This window comes from Phenylobacterium sp., assembly GCF_035569475.1.
In the GTDB taxonomy this organism is placed as follows: domain Bacteria; phylum Pseudomonadota; class Alphaproteobacteria; order Caulobacterales; family Caulobacteraceae; genus Phenylobacterium.
Map to the genome: position 1 here is coordinate 1 of NZ_DATMNA010000075.1, position 17,421 is coordinate 17,421.

The 17,421-nt window shown below is 70.0% G+C and carries 12 protein-coding genes; 2 read left to right on the forward strand and 10 right to left on the reverse strand.

All coding sequences use genetic code 11. The features are described 5' to 3' along the window. Nucleotides 1-255 precede the first annotated feature (255 nt). The 9 genes from VNW53_RS10905 to parE form a co-directional block, all read right to left on the reverse strand. Nucleotides 256-1,908: a DEAD/DEAH box helicase gene (locus VNW53_RS10905; RefSeq protein WP_325555666.1), complete on the reverse strand. Its 1,653-nt coding sequence runs from the start codon at nucleotides 1,906-1,908 to the stop codon at nucleotides 256-258. 188 nt (nucleotides 1,909-2,096) lie between these two features. Next, nucleotides 2,097-3,689, reverse strand: coding sequence for a M56 family metallopeptidase (locus VNW53_RS10910; protein WP_325555667.1), 1,593 nt, complete (start codon nucleotides 3,687-3,689; stop codon nucleotides 2,097-2,099). Further along, entirely contained in the window at nucleotides 3,682-4,059 is a 378-nt protein-coding gene (locus VNW53_RS10915; RefSeq protein WP_325555668.1) for a BlaI/MecI/CopY family transcriptional regulator, read from the reverse strand. Before VNW53_RS10915 ends, VNW53_RS10910 begins: the two co-directional genes overlap by 8 nt. Nucleotides 4,060-4,220: 161 nt before the next feature. Next, nucleotides 4,221-6,002 carry a M56 family metallopeptidase gene (locus VNW53_RS10920; RefSeq protein WP_325555669.1) on the reverse strand — a complete coding sequence of 594 codons (1,782 nt, stop codon included), beginning with the start codon at nucleotides 6,000-6,002 and terminating at the stop codon, nucleotides 4,221-4,223. Then, nucleotides 6,002-6,400, reverse strand: a complete 399-nt coding sequence (locus tag VNW53_RS10925) for a BlaI/MecI/CopY family transcriptional regulator (RefSeq protein ID WP_325555670.1) — start codon at nucleotides 6,398-6,400, stop codon at nucleotides 6,002-6,004. The genes VNW53_RS10920 and VNW53_RS10925 overlap by 1 nt, the downstream gene beginning before the upstream one ends. Before the next feature lie 101 nt (nucleotides 6,401-6,501). Beyond that, complete coding sequence (locus VNW53_RS10930) at nucleotides 6,502-8,421, reverse strand: PQQ-binding-like beta-propeller repeat protein (RefSeq protein WP_325555671.1); 1,920 nt, start codon at nucleotides 8,419-8,421, stop codon at nucleotides 6,502-6,504. Between the two features lie 81 nt (nucleotides 8,422-8,502). Continuing rightward, nucleotides 8,503-9,576 (reverse strand): XRE family transcriptional regulator, encoded by a 1,074-nt coding sequence (locus VNW53_RS10935; protein ID WP_325555672.1) that lies wholly within the window; start codon nucleotides 9,574-9,576, stop codon nucleotides 8,503-8,505. Nucleotides 9,577-9,579: 3 nt separating this feature from the next. Beyond that, entirely contained in the window at nucleotides 9,580-10,212 is a 633-nt protein-coding gene (locus VNW53_RS10940; RefSeq protein WP_325555673.1) for a hypothetical protein, read from the reverse strand. 75 nt (nucleotides 10,213-10,287) lie between these two features. Then, nucleotides 10,288-12,351: a DNA topoisomerase IV subunit B gene (gene parE / locus VNW53_RS10945; protein ID WP_325555674.1), complete on the reverse strand. Its 2,064-nt coding sequence runs from the start codon at nucleotides 12,349-12,351 to the stop codon at nucleotides 10,288-10,290. A gap of 150 nt (nucleotides 12,352-12,501) precedes the next feature. Here parE and VNW53_RS10950 point away from each other — a divergent pair, with 150 nt between their 5' ends. After that, nucleotides 12,502-13,413, forward strand: coding sequence for an alpha/beta hydrolase (locus tag VNW53_RS10950; RefSeq protein ID WP_325555675.1), 912 nt, complete (start codon nucleotides 12,502-12,504; stop codon nucleotides 13,411-13,413). Between the two features lie 66 nt (nucleotides 13,414-13,479). Next, nucleotides 13,480-15,336: an aspartyl protease family protein gene (locus VNW53_RS10955; RefSeq protein ID WP_325555676.1), complete on the forward strand. Its 1,857-nt coding sequence runs from the start codon at nucleotides 13,480-13,482 to the stop codon at nucleotides 15,334-15,336. 16 nt (nucleotides 15,337-15,352) lie between these two features. Here the strand turns inward: VNW53_RS10955 and VNW53_RS10960 are convergent, their stop codons facing one another. Continuing rightward, nucleotides 15,353-17,296: a peptidase M61 gene (locus VNW53_RS10960; protein ID WP_325555677.1), complete on the reverse strand. Its 1,944-nt coding sequence runs from the start codon at nucleotides 17,294-17,296 to the stop codon at nucleotides 15,353-15,355. Nucleotides 17,297-17,421 lie beyond the last annotated feature (125 nt).

A 17,421-nucleotide genomic window follows, 5' to 3' on the forward strand; every position in this document is an offset into this window, starting at 1 on the left:
GACTGTCGGCCAGACCTGGTGGGCCTCCATGACCTCAAGCGCCATCCGGGCGAGGTCATAGGACTTGGGGCTGCGGAGCGCGGTCTGGACGTCCACCGACATGTTCAGGTCTTCCCGAGAGGCCGGTCGCCTTATGCAAACCGCCTGTAGTCAGGCCAAACCCTATGACCGGAACACCCAACCAAGCGTTAAGGCGCTCGGTTTCCAGGCGTTAAGGGCGTGATTGTCGCGGCTCCATTGTGGCCGGGCGCAGGTCTAGTCGTCGGACCGCGGCGGGGGCGGTCGTGAGAGGAAGGCCGGCACGTCACGGCCGAAGCCCACCACGCCGTCGTCGCCCTCGTCGCGGTCCCGGCGGCCGCGATCGCCGCGCGAGCGGTCCGGCTGGCGGTCCGGCTGGCGCTCGGACGCGGCGCGGCTGCGTTCCGGCCGCTCCCGTGGTCGGTCGGGCTCGCGGCGGAGCGGCGGCGGCTCGCGGGGCGGCGCGGGCGCGACGTCGGCCGCGACGGCCTCGGGCGCGGCGTCCGGGCGGGGCTCGCCGCGCCGGTTCCGGCCGCTGCGCTCGCGGCGCGCGGGGCGCTCGGCGCGCGGGGCGGCGTCGGGCGAGGGCGCAGGCGCGGTCGCCGGATCGAAGGGCGTCATGGACGCCACCTCGCCGTGCGCCGGCACCGGGCGAGGCCGCCGGTCGCGGTCACGGTCGCGGCTGGACGGGGCCGCGCGGCCCCCGCCGCCACGGCCGCCGCTGCGGGCGTTGCGCGGCTCGTCCTTGATGTTGGCCCAGTCGGCGTCGAGCTTGATCTCTTCCGGCACCTTGCCGATCAGCTTCAGCACCTTGTCGAGGTTGCGGCTGTCGGCGGGGGTGACGATCATGAACGTCTGGCCGAGCTTGCCGGCGCGGCCGGTGCGGCCGATGCGATGGACGTAGTCGTCGGCGTGGTGCGGCACGTCGAAGTTGAAGACGTGGCTGACGTCGGGGATGTCGAGGCCGCGGGCGGCGACGTCGGAGGCCACCAGCAGCTTCAGCGAGCCGTTGCGGAAGCTCTCCAGCGTGCGCATGCGCGTCTGCTGGTCCAGGTCGCCGTGGATGGGTGCGGCGTCCAGGCCGTGCGTCTTCAAGGACTTGGCGACGATATCGACTTCCGACTTGCGGTTGCAGAAGACGATGCCGTTCTTCACGTCGTCGCGGTCGATCAGCATGCGAAGCGCCGTGCGCTTGGCCTTCTGGTCGGTGGTCGGGATGCGGACCAGGTACTGGGTGATGGTCTCCGCCGTGGTCGCCGGGCGCGAGGCCTCGATGCGGATCGGGTCGTTAAGGAACTGCTTGGTGAGCCGGGTGATCTCCGGCGGCATGGTCGCCGAGAAGAACAGGGTCTGCTTCTTGACCGGCGTCAGCTTGAAGATCCGCTCGAGGTCGGGGATGAAGCCCATGTCGAGCATGCGGTCGGCTTCGTCGACCACCAGCATCTGCACGCCGGTCATCAGCAGCTTGCCGCGCTCGAAGTGGTCGAGCAATCGGCCGGGCGTGGCGATCAGCACGTCGACGCCGCGGTCGAGCTTCAGCTCCTGGTCGGAGAAGGAGACGCCGCCGATCAGCAGCGCCCAGGAGAGCTTCTGGCCCTTGGCGTAGCGCTCGAAGGAGGCGGCGACCTGGTCGGCCAGCTCCCGCGTGGGCTCGATCACCAGGGCGCGGGGCATGCGCGCGCGGGCGCGGCCGGCGGCCAGGCGGTCGATCATCGGCAGGGTGAAGGCGGCGGTCTTGCCCGTGCCGGTCTGGGCGATGCCCAGCACGTCGCGCCCATGCAGGGCGTAGGGGATGGCCTCGGCCTGGATGGGGGTCGCGGTGGTGTAGCCGGTGTCGGCGACGGCCCGCAGCGTGGCGGGCGAGAGTCCAAGTTCGGAAAATTCGGTCATTCGGTACGATTTTGTGCGGAGAGGCCGCCCACGGGTGGGCGGGCGCGCCGCGGCGGCGCGAACGGAGATCGTCGCACGGGCCGGAACATACGGGGCGCGACCGTCAAGTCAACGCGCAGAGCGCCTTGCGGGTCCGCCGAACGCCGGATTGCGCCTTTCGCGGCGTCGCCGCAGGGCGCGCGCCGGTGTCAGGCGTCGCTGGGGATGCGCAGGACGTTGATGAAGGCGCGGCGGCCCTCGGCGCTCTCCTGCGGCGTTTCCGGGCGCAGGAACGGCGTCACCGTCACCTTCAGGCCGTTGGGCAAGGTGATGGTCCCTGTCTCGCCGGAGGCGAGCTCGACGCTGCCGGAGACCATGGGGTGGAAGCTGCGGTCGAGGCCGGCGGTGACGGTGAGGCGCTCGCCGTGCTGGGTCACGCTGGTGAACAGTTTGTAGCGGCTGGCCTGGGTGCGGATGCAGCCCAGCCGGTACCAGGACTGCGAGCCGAAGGCGGTGAGGTCGGTGGTCAGGCGGTTGCCCTCCGGATCGCTCATCTGGGCCACGACGCGGACGGCGGAGCCCGGCTCGACCGAGGACCAGTTGGCGACGGCGTGGATCTTGGCCGAGGGGCCGAAGAAGCCGGGCGGCAGAAGGCGGGTGTCCGAGGCGCGCGCCGGGCGGTCGTCCGGGCAGCCTTCAGGGGGCTCGGCGGGGGCCGGCGGGGCCGCGATCGGCTGCGGGTCCGGCTCCGGCGGGGTGGAGACCGGCTCAATCAGGCTGCGGTCGACAAGGCTCGCCCAGGCGGCGTCCGTCAGGCGCGGCGTCGGGGCGGCCGAGGGTGCGGCCGGCGTCGCGCGCATCTTGGGCGAGGACGGCGTCGTCGGAGGCGTCGCTGGGCCCGCGAGGGGCGCTCTCGCGGCGAGAACCAGCACGACCTGCGCGGGCCGCGCGGTCCAGGCCATCCAGCCGGCGCCCAGGACCAGGAGGCTCACGACGACCGCCCCGGCCGCTCGGGCCCGCCGACCCGGCGCGGCGCGGGTGAGCAGGCCGATCCGCTCGGCGAGCGGGTGGGCGGACGGCGCCGGCCAGTAGCAGCCCAGCGGCAGCGGCCGGGCGGCGAGCTGGGTCTTCAGCATGGCCTCGGCGTAGGAGCGCCGCGCCGTCGGGTGGGCGGCCACCACCTGGGCGTCGCAGGCCAGCTCCTGGTCGATCCGCAGATAGTGGGCCAGCAGATAGACCAGCGGATTGAACCAGTTGGCGCAGCGCGCCAGGGCCACCGCGGCGTTGATGGCCGGGTCGCGGCGGGTGATGTGGGCCCGCTCATGGGCCAGGACGACCTGCTGCTCGCGCGGGGTGTAGCGGAGGGCGAAGTCGCGCGGCGTGACGATGCGCGGGCGAAGCACGCCGACCACGGCGGGCCCGGCGCGGCCGGCCCGCACGGCGCGGGCGAACTGGACCTGCCGCCAGGTCAGCCAACCCATGGCGGCGAGCGCGCCTGCGATCCAGAGCCCGGCCAGCATCGTCGGGGCGTCGAGAGCCGGCGCCAGGCCGGGCGTCAGGAACGCCGCGTGGCTCGCTGGGACGGCGGCGCGGGCGGCGGTGGGCAGGGCGGGCTCGACAAGGGTCACGACGCGGGGCGGCGGCAGCATGGCCGCCGCCGCCGCCGGGACCAGCGCCCACAGGCCATAGGCGACGCGCGGCCCGAACAGCCGCCGGGCCGGGCGGCGAAGCAGCAGGACGAACGCGACCGCGCCGGCGAGGGCGAGGTTGATCCGCAACAGGGCGAGCAGGGCCTCACTCATCGTCTTCGAGCTTCGCGATGAGCGACTTCAGATGCTGGATGTCCTTCGGCGTCAGGGCGCGATGCTCTGCGAAGTGGGCGACCAGGGGCGCGACCTCGCCGCCGAACAGCCGGTCGACGAGGCCCTGGCTTTCCGCCTGCACATAGGCCTCGCGGCTGAGCAGCGGACGGTAGACGTAGCCCGCGTCCTCGCGCCGTCCCTCGATCGCCTTCTTGCGAAGGAGGCGGGTGATCAGGGTCTTCACCGTGCCGGGCGCCCAGCCGTTCGCCTCGCCCACTTCGGCCACGACGCCGTCCGGGGTCAGCGGCCCGACGCGCCACAGCGCCTCCATGATCTGGCTCTCAGCCCCGGAAATCCTGACCGCCGGCATCGCTTCGACCTTCCCGAAAATCCGTGCGCACCTTGCCCAAGAATACGCATGTATCATAGCGGCCGGGGGCCGTCCGAGCCAATGAATTCGGGGTAAGATCGGCGACCGACCTGGGCCGGAGTTCGAGCGCCAGACCGGCGGCGGCCCGACGCCCTGGGAGGTCAGGGGATCGCGCGGGACGGGGGCTCGTCGGTGGCGTCGAGCTGGTCGACCTCGTTGCGCAGATGCTCGGCGGCGGCTCGGGCCCGGGCGATGCTGGCCTTGAATTCCGGCGATTGGGTCATCTGGCGAGCGGCCTCGCCGGCCTGGCGCGTGGCGTCGATGCGGGCCTTGAACGCCGGGGACTCCGTCATCTTGCGCGCCATCTCGCCGGACAGCCGGGCCTGCGCGATCTGAGCCCTGAATTCGGGGCTTTCGGTCATCTTGCGCGCGGCCTCGCCGGCCGCCCGCGCCGCGTCGCCGGCCGCGTGTGCGGCGGCGATCTGCGCCTTGAACTCGGCGGATTCCGTGTACTTGCGGGCGGCCTCTCCGGCTTCCTTCGCCTTGGCGATCTTGGCCTTGAACTCCGGGCTCTCGACCAGGGCGCGGGCCGCTTCGCCTTCCTTCTCGGCCTGGGCGACGGAGGCTTCCAGGCGGGCCTTCTGCTCCGGGGTCAGGTCCTTGTCGGTCCTGGTGAAGATGGTGATCTCGTGGCCGTCCGCGGAGGTCCAGCGGTGCTCGTGGCCGCCATCGTCGTCGTTGAGGATCACGCCGCGGTGCGAGATGATCACCGAGCGGTGGTGGTTTGGCGCAGGCTTAGCGGGCTGCGCCGGAGCCGCGGGCGCGGCCGGCGCGGCCGCCTCCGCAGGTTCAGCTTCGATGGCGACCACAGGGGCCGCGGCGGCGGAGGCGGCCAAGGCGGTGCGGCTGACCACCGGCTGCTGGGCGCTGGCCGGCGACACATGCAGGGCCAGGGCCGTGGCCAGGAGGCCCGCGCCCAGGGCGCCCGCGCCGCACAGGCGGATGGCGTGGAGCGGGCCGCGCGCGGCGGGCGAGGGGTTCATCAGGTGCATGACGCGGTCTTCCAGGTCGGTGCGGCCGAAGAGGCCGACCAGCAGGGCGGCGTCACGGGCGGGCGGGTTGGCGCCGAGGGCGCGGGCGAGGGAGAGCAGGCATTTGGCGTAGGCCTGGTCGGAGGCCATGGCCGCGGCGGCCATGGCGTCGCAGGCCAGTTCGCGGCTGCGCCGGACGCCGCGCTTCAGGGCGATCAGCGCCGGGTGCCAGCTCACCGGCAGGGTCAGGACCTCGCAGGCCAGGTTGATCGCGTAGTCGTGGCGCACCACGTGGGCGGCCTCATGCAGCAGGGCGGCGCGCAGGTCCTCTCGGCCCACCGCCAGGCGTTCGGGGATCAGGATGACTGGCCGGAAGGCGCCGACCACGGCGGGGGTGCGGACGTCGCGGGAGCATCGGATCGGCGGAGCCGACCGGCCGTGCGACGCGGCGAAGGCTTCCAGGGCCGCTGTCACCTCGCCGGCCAAGGTGGCCGGGCGCGAGCGACGCAGCAGCCGGCGCGCGGCGAAGCTTGCGGCGATCAGGCGGGCGGCGACCACCAGGGCGGCCAGGGCGAAGAGGCCCATCAGCACCGGCGCGGCGTGGGCCGCCAGGCTGCCGGCCATCTCCCGCAGGGCCTGCCATTCCTCGGAGAGCAGGCTGGGCGATCGGGCGGCCTCGATCGGGGCGAGATCGGCGGCGGCGGCCATCGCCTGAGCCGCGGCCGGCCGGGCGACCGGGGCCTTGAAGGAAAGGGCGGGCAGGAGGGCGGCGGCCAGCAGGAAGGCCAGCCAGACCCGGTTGCGGGCCCGTGGCGTCAGGCCGGCGAAGCGGCAGACCAGCGGCGCGCCGGCCGCGGCCAGGGGGATCTGCCAGGCGGCGTTCAGCAGATAGGCTGCGAGCAGGTCTTGCATCACTCGTCCTCCGCCTTGTCGTCCCGGCCCACGAGTTTCGAGGCCCGCGCGATCTCTTCCGGGGTGATCTGTTCGGCGTCGATCAGGGCCATCAGCAGGGCCTCGCCGGAGCCGCCGAACATGCGCGAGACCAGGTCCTTCAGCGCCGTGCCCACCGCGCGCTCGCGGCTGACGGCGGCCTGGTAGGCGAAGGCGCGGCCCACGGCGGCGCGGCGCACCTTCTTCTTGCGCAGCAGCACGTTCAGCATGGTCTGGACGGTGGTGTAGGCCAGGTCCGAGCCCAGCTTCTCCTGCACGGCCGCGACCGTGCAGGGGCCGGCGTCCCACAGGACCTGCATGATCTGCAGCTCCAGGGGCGTCAGCACGCCGGTCGATCGGGCGCGGGGCGAGGCAGTCATGGCCGGGACTCCTAAGACTTTCGGAGTCATCGCCCCGGCCGGGCGGGATCGTCAACTAAACTTTTAGTAGGAATTGGCGCCGGCTTCGCGGGCCGGCGCCGCTACTTGCCGTCGACCGAGTAGGCCAGCAGCACGTTGGTTCCGTTGCCGCCGGTGTTGGCCGCGCCGTTGAAGCCGCTCATCACATAGACCCGTCCGCCGGCGATGGCCGCGCCGAGGCCGTCCAGGCTGCCGCCGGGCTGGCCCTTCACCTGGTTGACGGTGTCATAGGTGCGCTCGGTAGTGCTGTCGGCCCACACCACCTTGCCGGTGGCCGCGTCATAGGCGCGGAACCAGCCGTCCATGGTCCCGGAGAACACCACGCCCGGCATGGCCGAGGGGGCCTGGGATTGGGCCCGCATGCAGCCGCCGCCGCCCCGGTCGCGGGAGCGGTCGCCGGCGTAGTGGCAGGGCGCCACCGGGGCCGGCACGCTCCACAGCACCTGGCCGGTGGCCGGATCGAGGGCCGAGAGCCCGGGCTTGGCAGGCGGCAGGCCGCCGGCCACCGCCTCGCGGCCCACCTTGCGCAGCGCCTCGTCCAGCAGGTTCACGGTGTCGGCGTTGGCCACGTAGAGGCGCTTGGCGTCCGCCGCCATGCCCCACTCGATGCCGCCCAGGGACGAGCCGGAGCCCACGCGGCGGCTCCACAGGGTCTTGCCGGTGTCGGGGTCCATGCCGAAGGCCACGCCGGACTTCTGGCCGGAGAGCAGGATGTCCTTGCCGGAGGAAAGGTGGAACAGGACCGGCGAGGCGCCGAAGTCGAAGTCCGGGCCGTCGGGGCTCGGGCAATTGGCGGGCTTGTTCGCCTGGTTGCAGCCGACGATGAAGTTGTCCGCCTCGGTCACCTGGTTGGACCAGCGGACCTTCCCGGTCCTGACGTCGATGGCGAAGATCGCGTCCGCGCCCTTGGTGTCGACGTCGGTGTAGCTGTCGCCGGTGGCCACATAGACGAGGCCCCGCTTGGCGTCGACGCTGGGGGCCGACCAGATCGCCCCGCCGGCCGGGCCCTGCATCATGGTCCCGGCGGAGTTCTTGTGGGTTTGGCGCAGCGGCTCGGGGATCACCGAGGTCTGCCACCGGATCGCGCCGGTCCTGAGGTCCAGGGCGGCCAGGGAGCCGCGGAAGCTGCAGCAGGCGTAGGAGGCCTGGCGCGCCGCGCCTTCCTCGCCGGAGGTGGTCGGCACGAAGACCTGGTCGCCAAAGATGACCGGTGTGCCGGTGATGCCCGCCACCGGATTGGCGTCGAGCTGGGGCGAGCGCCAGAGTTCCTTGCCGGTCGCCGCGTCGAAGGCGCGTGCGGTGCGGTTGCGCTCCCCGATCACCGTCAGCCAGCCGCTGGGCGAGACCTCGGACTTCACGATCATCGGCGTGGTGCGCGAGACCGCGCCCTCGACCACCCAACGCACGCAGCCGGTGGCGGCGTCCAGGGCATAGAACTTGCCCGAGCGGTTGGTGATGAACAGCCAGTCGCCGATGACGGTGGGCATGGAGCCGCCGCTCATGGCGAACGACCACTTCACCTTCAGTTTCGGGACGTCGGCGGCGGTGAGGCCGGGCTTCGGCTGGTAGCGGTGCGAGGTGGGATCGAAGCCGACGCTGGTCCAGTCGCCGACGGTGGCGCTGATCGGCGGGTTGGCCGCGCACTTCACGTCGACGCCCACCGGAGCCGGCGGTGCGCGGCCGGCGGGCGCGGCGGCGGCCGTCTGGGCGGGCCGCGCGGCGGTGAGGTAGGCGGCCACCGCCTGCTTGTCGGCGTCGGAGAGGCCGGCGGCCATGGGCTTCATGACGCCGTTGGTCAGCGCGTCGACGATGGTCGCGACCGGGTAGGTCGCCAGGGCCGCCTTGCTGGGCGCACGGTCGATGTTGGGCTCGTGGCAGGCCTTGCAGCGGCTGTTGAAGACACCCTCGCCGGCGTCCTGCGCGTGCGCGGCCATAGGCAGGGCCAAGGCGGCTAACGCCGCCAGCCAGATGGGCGCTCTCATGGTCGTTCCCCCGAAATGCTTTTCTTTGAAATCTTTGCCCGGGAGATTGCGGGCGGATTTCACGCGGGGCAAGGCGCCGGCCTAATCGGAGACGAGTCTCAATGGCGGCTTGATGGACATTTCGAGTTGATCCCCTCGAGCCGCCGCCAGTCCGAACAGTAGGTTCTCTAGCTCCGCCGTGGGAATGTGCAGCTCGCGCGCCACCTCGTCCTTGGTGGTTCGTTCGCTCCACAGCGCCGTAAGAACTTTCTGCCAAACAACTGAGAATTCACGCTGCATACCGAACGGCTCTTGTTTCCGATATCCACGCTCGGTCGCCTGAATTGAGAACGTCCTATACTGCCAATCCGAAATAGCACCCACGCGATGAAGTCTGACGATCAGTGCCATCACTGAAACGCCCCACCGCTTCTTACCTTCAATTATCTGGTTTAATCCATGAACTCTGGGGAGGGTGGCCTCAACATCCGCCGCGGGCATGAGGAATGATGCGGCAAATCGGTCTGCTTCATCCTCGGCGTCGCGACCTTTTGGACCGCCGTGCTTGTGCAAGACCAGATGCCCGAGTTCATGAGCTGCGTCGAACCGGCTTCGCTCGGCAGATTTCATCGTATTCAGAAATACATACGCCCGTTCGCTTCGCCACGCAGAAAATGCATCAACGGTCATCGTATTTTCCGCCATCGAGAAGATGCGTATTCCTTTAGATTCAAGTAGTTGAATCATATTCCTTACAGGCTTCTCGCCGAGGCCCCACTTCTCGCGAAGCGATCGCGCTGCGACCTCGGGGGTATCGCCATCAAGGTCGATCAAGTCCGCCTTCGGAAGGTCAAAACGGGCATCGACCCAATCCGACAACATGTAGGCGAGAGTGCCCGCCGCCAGCGCGGCGTCGCGCTCCTTCGCCGAGATAGCGCTCATGCTGCGAAAACTGGCTGCGCCCTCGGGAAGCTGATCGATATCGGGTTCGAAGAAGAATTGGCGCGGAAACTCAAGGGTGGCGGCCAACCGCTCTACCGCGTCGCTTGTAGGTTCGATTTCGCCGCTCTCGTACCTGAGGACGGTATGGGCGCTCAGCCCAACGGCTTCAGCGAGCGCCTTCTTGGTGAACTGACGGCGCTCCCTCGCAAGGGTGAGTCGAGACGGCGTGAACACGGGCTATTTGCGGCGGACATTGATCTCGAAATCTTGGTGATCCGCGTCAACGTCCGTTTCAAGAATGATCTTTTCCCACTCGCCGTCACGAAGGATGAAAATCCGCTCGCTGAATTTCGTGACGTAGCCGCCTTGATATTCGATCGGCATCGATAATTCGGCCCGAACCTTGCCGCCATCGTCGTGGATGCAAAGGTACCAAAGGGAATAGGGCGCTTCATCCAAGGGTCCCATTTCCTCGCGCTTGAAGAGAAGGCCTTGGCTGTTGAAGTCAGCGATCTGCTCGGAGGCAGATCCTTTCAGCGTCCGGTTGCGGGGCGTGCGGGTCGTGTCGCAGGTACCCGCGTCGGTGTTCATCACAGCGACCATCTTCTTCAGGTCGCTATTCCAAATCGTCTCGATGCCGTTGTGGTCGCCCTTTTCCCAGCCCTCGCGCCTGAAGATTTGACGAGCCCGCACAGTGCCAGCGTTCCAAGCCAAATAGCCGGGTGCCGACCTCGCATCATTTTCGGTGCAGCCGGCCCGGGCGGCGACGGCCGACTTAACGATCTCGATCCACTGCTCGCGCGTGGAGTTGAAATATTGGCGCAAGCGACGGTCGCAGACGCGGGGGTCAGAATGGATCAGCGCGGCCATTGTTTCCTCACGTAACTTTTCTCGACCGCATTTGTGGTCCAAAAAAGTTACGTGGTCAAGGCCGGGGCCAGCCCGTTAGACGTCGAGGTCGGCCGTCGCGAACTCGGCGTTTTCCTGGATGAAGCGGAACCGGCTCTCGGGCTTGCGGCCCATGAGGTTCTCCACCAGCTCCTCCACCAGCTCCTCGGCGCGGGGCAGGGTGACGCGAGCGAGCGTGCGCCTGGAAGGATCCATGGTGGTCTCCTTCAACTGCGCGGGCATCATCTCGCCCAGGCCCTTGAAGCGGCTGATCTCCGGCTTCTTGCCCTTGAACTCACCGGCCAGCAGCTCGTCGCGGTGGGCGTCGTCGCGGGCGTAGACGATCTTGGTCCCGTGGCTCAGGCGATAGAGCGGCGGCAGGGCCAGGTAGAGCCGGCCCGACCGGATCATCTGCGGCATGGTCCGATAGAAGAAGGTGATCAGGAGGCTCGCGATGTGGGCGCCGTCGACGTCGGCGTCGGTCATGATCACCACGCGCTCGTAGCGCAGGTCCTCTTCCTTGAACTTCGATCCGCCCTGGACGCCCAAGGCCAGAAGAAGATCGCTCAACTCCTTGTTTTGGCCGAGCTTGTCGAGGGTGGCCGACGCCACGTTCAGGATCTTGCCGCGCAGGGGCAGGATCGCCTGGGTCTTGCGGTCGCGCGCCTGTTTCGCCGAGCCGCCGGCGCTATCGCCTTCGACCAGGAAGATCTCGCTGTCGTCGGTCCCCGAGTTGGAGCAGTCGGCGAGCTTGCCGGGCAGGCGCAGCTTGCGGGTGGCGCTGGCGCGGGCCACCTCCTTGTCCTTGCGGCGCTTCAGCCGCTCTTCCGCGCGCTCGATGACGAACTCGAGCAGGGCCGAGGCCACCTTCGGCTGGGCGGTCAGCCAGTGGTCGAAGGGGTCGCGAAGCGCGGTCTCCACCAGGCGCTGGGCCTCGGCGGAGGACAGGCGCTCCTTGGTCTGGCCCTGGAACTCCGGGTCGCGGATGAAGACGCTGACCAGAGCGCCCGCCTGGGCGATGACGTCATCGGCGGTGAGGATCGTCCCGCGCTTCTCGCCGGTAAGCTCCGCATAGGCCTTCAGGCCGCGGGTCAGGGCCGCGCGCAGGCCCGCCTCGTGCGTGCCGCCCTCGGGCGTCGGCACGGTGTTGCAGTAGGACTGCAGGAAGCCGTCGGCCTCGCCGAAACCGGCCGGCGTCCAGGCGATGGCCCACTCCACCTTGCCGGCCTCGCCCGGGCGCTCATAGCGGCCGGCGAAGGGCTCGGGCGTGACCGTCTCGATGTCCTTGATCCGCTCGGCCAGAAAATCGGCCAGGCCGTTGGGGAAGCGGAAGGTCGCCTCCGCCGGGGTCTGGTCGTGGATGCGGCTGGGGTCGCAGGACCAACGGATCTCGACCCCGCCGAACAGGTAGGCCTTGGACCGGGCCATGCGGTAGAGCCGCGCCGGCTTGAACGCCACGCCCTCGCCGAAGATCACCGGATCGGGGGTGAACGCGATGGCCGTGCCATGCTTGCGGGTGGGGCCCAGCTTCTCGATGGACCCCAGCGGCTTGCCGCGGGTGAAGGCCTGGCGCCACTCGAAGCCGTCCTTCCAGGCGGTGACCTCGACCCGCTCCGAAAGGGCGTTGACGACGCTGACGCCCACGCCGTGCAGGCCGCCGGAGGTCTCGTAGGCCTTGCCGGAGAATTTCCCGCCGGAGTGCAGGACGGTCATGATGACCTCCAGCGCCGACTTGCCGGGATGCTTGGGGTGCGGGTCGACGGGGATGCCGCGGCCGTCGTCGGTGACGGTGAGCTGGCCGTCGGCGTCGAGGCGGACGGAAATGACCTTGGCGTGGCCGGCCACGGCCTCGTCCATGGCGTTGTCCAGCACCTCGGCGAACAGGTGGTGCAGGGCCCGCTCGTCGGTGCCGCCGATGTACATGCCCGGCCGCTTGCGCACCGGCTCAAGGCCCTCGAGCACCTCGATGTCCTTGGCCGAATAGCCCCCCGTTGCCGTTGGCGCGGCGGGCGCCGGGCGCGGCTCATGGCTCTCGGCCAGCGGCGAGGCCGGCGCGGGATTCAGCGCGTCGTCGAACAGCGACGCCTGGGGCTGAGCGGAAGACTTTGCGGGCGGGGACATGTGCGGGGAGGGTGGGACGATTCCAAAGCTCCGCCCGATATGAATCGCGCCGCTCACGAAGGCAATGCGGCGTACTCGCAAACCCTCTCGACAGCCGCAGATCGCCGGTCTCCTATCCAAAGAAAAGGCCAAGGAAAAAGGGTGGAGCGGATGTCGAGCTGGAAGGACCCGGAAATCGCCGGCGTGCGGGCGCTGCTGGCCTCGCGCCAGCCGGCGCCGGGCGAGCCGCTGCCGACCCGCGCCGAGCGCCGCGCGGCGATGGACGCCTTCGGGGAGATGGGCTCCCTGCCGCCCGGCTGCCTGCACGAGCCGGCGGCGATCGGCGGGGTCAAGGCCGAGCGGGTGGTCCCCATCAACGCGGTCGAAGGCCGCCGCATCCTTTACCTGCACGGCGGCGGCTATACGGGCGGCAGCCCGCGCAGCCACCGGCCGATGGTCGCGCGGCTGGCGGAGGCGGCCCGTTCGGCCGTGGTGTCGCTGGACTACCGCTTGGCGCCGGAACACCCGTTCCCGGCGGCGGTGGACGATGCGGTCGACGCCTACCGCGCGCTGCTGGCCGAGGGGGTCTGGCCGGAGCGGATGATCGTCGCCGGCGACTCCGCGGGCGGCGGCCTGGCGCTGGCCCTGGCGCTGAAGCTGAAGGACGAGGGCCTGCCGCAGCCGGCGGGCCTGTTCGCGATCAGTCCCTGGGCCGACCTGACCCAGGCCCACGCCACCTACGAGACCAAGGCGGCCGACGATCCGATGCTCACCCGCGAGCGGCTGGAAGAGGCCGCGGCCGAGTACCTGGGGAGCGCGGATGCGAAAAACCCCCTGGCCTCGCCGGTGTTCGGCGATTTTTCCGGCGTCGCGCCGATGCTGATCCAGGTGGGCTCGGAGGAGACCCTGCTGGGCGACAGCCTGCTGCTGGCCGAGCGCGCCGGGCATGCCCGCGTCGAGGTGCGCCTGGAGGTCTGGCCGGAAATGATCCACGTCTGGCACGCCTTTGGCGGCCAGCTCGGCGCCGCGCGGCGGGCGATCAGGACCGCCGGCGCCTGGATGGACGAAAGACTGGGCGGGTAGACGGCGAAGCGCCCCACGGGCGTCGCATGTACGGGGTCGGTCGACCCTTTTGGGGGAGCAGTCGATATGAAGGCAAGGACCCGGGCCCTGGCGCTCGCCGCGGCCGCCGCCCTCGTGGCTGCGGCGCCCGCCGCGCAGGCGGAGTGCAAGTTCGAAAAGTTCGCCGAGATTCCGGTGACCATGGAGGGGCTGCGGCCCACCATGATCGCGCAGATCAACGGTCAGGACGCCAAGTTCCTGGTCGACACGGGCGCCTTCTTCAGCGGGGTCACGCCGGACACCTCCGCCAGGTACGGCATGAAGCGCAGCGTCGCGCCGTTCGGCATGACCGTCCAGGGCGTGGGCGGCCAGAAGCGCGACATCCAGGCCGTGGCGGCCGACAACTTCACCTTTGCCGGCGTGGGCTTCCGCAACACCCAGTTCGTGGTTCTCGGCCGGATCGGCGGCGACGGCATCGTCGGCAACATCGGCGAGAACCTGATGGGCCCGTTCGACGTGGAATACGACCTCGCCAACGGGGCCATCCGCTATTTCAAGGCCACCGGCTGCGGCTACGACGCCAATCTGGCCTATTGGTCCAAGGGCCTGGCGGTGTCGCGGGTGTCGATCATCGACCCGACGAGGATCCTGCTGAAGGTCGTCACGTCCGCGAAGGTGGACGGCCACACGATCCGCGTGACCTTCGATTCCGGCTCGTCGCTGTCGGTCATGAGCCGCAACGCGGCCGCGCGCGCCGGCATCCAGATCGGCTCCGAAGGCGTGGTCAGCGGCGGGATCACCTACGGCATCTACGGCAAGGGCCTGGAAAGCTTCCTGGCGCCCTTCGCCAGCTTCGCGATCGGCGACGAGGAGATCAAGAACACCCGCCTGCGGATTTCCGACATCGAGCTGCCGGACAGCGACATGCTGCTCGGCGCCGACTTCTTCCTGTCGCACCGGATCCTGATCTCCAACAGCCAGAAAAAGGTCTATTTCACCTACAACGGCGGCCCGGTGTTCCGGCTCGACCAGGCGGCGCAGCGCTTGGCGCAAGGCGGGTCGACGCCCGCGCCCCCACCCGCCTCCGGTGTGACACCGGGCGCGGTGGCCACCGCCACGGCGCCGGCGCCTGCCATCCCCGGCGAGCAGCCCAAGACGGCGGCGGAGTTCGCGCGGCGCGCTTCGGCCGAGGCGGCGCGGCGCGAGTTCCAGGCCGCCATCGCCGACGACACCCGCGCCATCGAGCTCGAGCCGGACAACGGGCGGCACTACCGCGCCCGCGCCATGGCTCGCCTGGCGGCGCGGCAACCGGTGCTGGCGATGGCCGACCTGGACGAGGCCTTGAAGCGGCAGCCGGACGATCCGGAGGCGCTGATGCGCCGGGGCGAGCTCTATCTGGCGAGCCGCGACCTCGCGCGCGCCAAGTCGGACTTCGAGGCGGCGTTCAAGCTGGCGCCGGCCGACTCCAGCCTGGTGGCGACGGCGGGCGTGGCCTATGCGCGCGCCGGCCAATACGAGAGCGCGATCCGCCAGCTCGACACCTGGATCGCCGCGCACCCGAAGGATGAGGACCTGCCGCGCGCGCTCAGCGCCCGCTGCTATTCCCGAGCCGCCTGGGGCAAGGAGCTCGAAATGGCCCTGGCCGACTGCGACGCGGCGCTGCGCCGCGACCGCACCTCGGAGGTGATGACCTACCGCGGCCTAGTGCTCCTCCGGCTGGGCCGCCTCGACGAGGCGATCGTCCAGTACACGGCCGCCATCAAGTCCCAGCCGCGCGCGGCCCAGGCGCTCTATGGCCGCGGGCTGGCGGAGCTGAAGAAGGGCCAGAAGGCCGAGGGCGACGCCGACCTGGCCGCCGCCCTCGCCATCGGGCCGGGGCTCGCCGCGGAGTACCAGCGACTGGGCCTTGCGCCGGAGGCCGCCGGGCCGCCGGCCAAGTCCTGAACCCGGCCCCGACCGCCTACTTCTTCGGCGCGTAGATCGCCGAGAGCAGGTCCGGGGTTCCCTCGATCCGCTCCAGGCGCGGGTAGCGCAGGCCGCCGTGGTAGTCGACCTCGACGGTCTTGTAATGGTCGCCGTTCTTGACCAGCAGGCTCAAGGGGCCGCCGCCCTTCTTGCCCTCGGTGATCGCCTCCTTCAGCCGGTCGGCGTCATAGGCGATGCCGTTCACCGCCAGGAGCTTGCCGCCGATGGTCAGGCCCGCCTTGAAGGCCGGGCCATCCCACTGGACCTGGGTGATGTCGGCGTCCTTGCCGAGCACCAGGCCGAGGGAATAGGTCAGGTCCGTGGAATGCCGGCGCGCCTCGGTCGACTTGAAGTAGTCGGTGGGCGCCTCGGTGTAGACCAGCTTCCAGCCGCCGCGGGCCAGGCCGTCGAGCGGCGGCTTCGGCGCGACGGTGTTGATCCGGTCGTTGAGGAACTTCGCCCAGTCGTAGGGCTCGACCTTGTTGAGCGCGGCGACCACCTCGTCGAAGGTGTAGGTGACCTCCGACCAGTTGCCGTCCTCGACCCCGAAGAAGGCCTTGGCGAAGTCGTCGAGGGATTTTTTGCCCCCGGACTTCTCGCGGATCAGGGTGTCGGCGTCGAGCCAGACGAGCTGGCCCTCCGAATAGTAGTCCTCGCTGCGCTGGAAGGAGAGCCAGGGCTGCGGCCGGCGCGAGGCGATGATCGGGTCGTTGGTGGTGTCCTCCACCGAGCGCCATTCGCGCCCGACGCGGTTGGCGTAGGTGGCGGCGGTGGCGGCGAGCGCGTCCAGCGCCTCCTGCTTGCTCAGGAGGCCCGAGCGGCCGGAGAGCACGAAGCCCCAGTACTGCGTCTGGCCCTCGTAGACCCACAGCAGGCTGTCGCGCATCGGCACGTTGAGGTTGGGGGTCCAGAGGTCCGCGGGGCGCCGGAACTTGCCGTTCCAGGAGTGGGTGTACTCGTGCGGCAGCAGGTCGCGCGACGCCGGGTTCTTGGCCCAGGCGGTGAAGTAGTCGGGAATGGTGCCGTCCTCGCTGGAGCGGTGGTGCTCCAGGCCGCTGCCGCCCATCCGGTCGGAAATCGAGAACAGGAAGTCGTAGTGGTTGTAGTGGTGTGAGCCGTAGAGCTTGTAGGCCTGCTGCACGAGCGTCCGGTGCTTCTCGATCTGGTCGGGCGTCGCCTCCAGCAGTTCGGGCCGGTCGGCGATGACGTCGAGGTTCACGGGCACGGCGGCGCCGGGGTCCAGGTCGATGCGGCGCGCATAGCGGCCGGCGATCATCGGGGAATCCGCCAGGGTGTCGAAGTCGACGGCCTTGTAGTGGACGACCCCGCCCTCCTTACCGCTGGTTTCCAGGGCCGAGAACGGCGTCCAGCCGTCGGGGAAGCGGACGCTGGGCTCGATCTGGATGCGGCGGGCGAAGTGGCCGGCCGGGTACATGGCCAGGTTGATCCACTGCAGGCTCAGCATCTCCGGCGTCATGACGATGCGGCCTTCGTCGCCGGTGACGGCGGAGAGGAAGTCGAAGTCGACGTCGATGCTGGTCGCGCCGGCGGGTACGTCGATGTGGAAGGCGAAGACGTCGACGGGGTCGCGCACCCAGGGGACCGCCTGGCCGCCCGCGCGGAAGACGATGCCGCCGATGTTCTTCATCGGGCCGCTGGGGCCGTGGTTGCCGGGCAACCACTGCGGATAGAGCAGGGTCATCGGCCCGGCCTTGGCGACCGGGATGGTCTCATGGACGCGGAAGATGTGGTGGTCGAGGTCGGTGGCGTCGACCTGCACCCTGAGCAGGCCTGGATAGGGGGTGTCCTGCGGCGCCTCGGTCTTCGGCGGCATCGGGTAGGGCTGCGGCGCCGGGCTCTGGGCGAGGGCGGAGGTTGCGGCGAGCCCGAGGACGGCGGCGCAGGCGAACAGGGCTGGCTTCAACGGTGACGACCTCATGACGGGAAAGGAAGTTCCGTTGTAGGGCCTGTTTGGCGCAAAGCTCAACCGCCAGAGAGGCCGCTGCGTCAGTGCGGCGCCGCGCCCGGGCAAGAGCGCCAAAAGAGCTGAGGTCGGCGAACGTC

Coding starts and splice junctions, on each gene's coding strand:
- VNW53_RS10905 (WP_325555666.1), bottom strand. CDS start 1,908: ATGACCGAATTTTCCGAACTTGGACTCTCGCCCGCCACGCTGCGGGCC.
- VNW53_RS10910 (WP_325555667.1), bottom strand. CDS start 3,689: ATGAGTGAGGCCCTGCTCGCCCTGTTGCGGATCAACCTCGCCCTCGCC.
- VNW53_RS10915 (WP_325555668.1), bottom strand. CDS start 4,059: ATGCCGGCGGTCAGGATTTCCGGGGCTGAGAGCCAGATCATGGAGGCG.
- VNW53_RS10920 (WP_325555669.1), bottom strand. CDS start 6,002: ATGCAAGACCTGCTCGCAGCCTATCTGCTGAACGCCGCCTGGCAGATC.
- VNW53_RS10925 (WP_325555670.1), bottom strand. CDS start 6,400: ATGACTGCCTCGCCCCGCGCCCGATCGACCGGCGTGCTGACGCCCCTG.
- VNW53_RS10930 (WP_325555671.1), bottom strand. CDS start 8,421: ATGAGAGCGCCCATCTGGCTGGCGGCGTTAGCCGCCTTGGCCCTGCCT.
- VNW53_RS10940 (WP_325555673.1), bottom strand. CDS start 10,212: ATGGCCGCGCTGATCCATTCTGACCCCCGCGTCTGCGACCGTCGCTTG.
- parE (WP_325555674.1), bottom strand. CDS start 12,351: ATGTCCCCGCCCGCAAAGTCTTCCGCTCAGCCCCAGGCGTCGCTGTTC.
- VNW53_RS10950 (WP_325555675.1), top strand. CDS start 12,502: ATGTCGAGCTGGAAGGACCCGGAAATCGCCGGCGTGCGGGCGCTGCTG.
- VNW53_RS10955 (WP_325555676.1), top strand. CDS start 13,480: ATGAAGGCAAGGACCCGGGCCCTGGCGCTCGCCGCGGCCGCCGCCCTC.
- VNW53_RS10960 (WP_325555677.1), bottom strand. CDS start 17,296: ATGAGGTCGTCACCGTTGAAGCCAGCCCTGTTCGCCTGCGCCGCCGTC.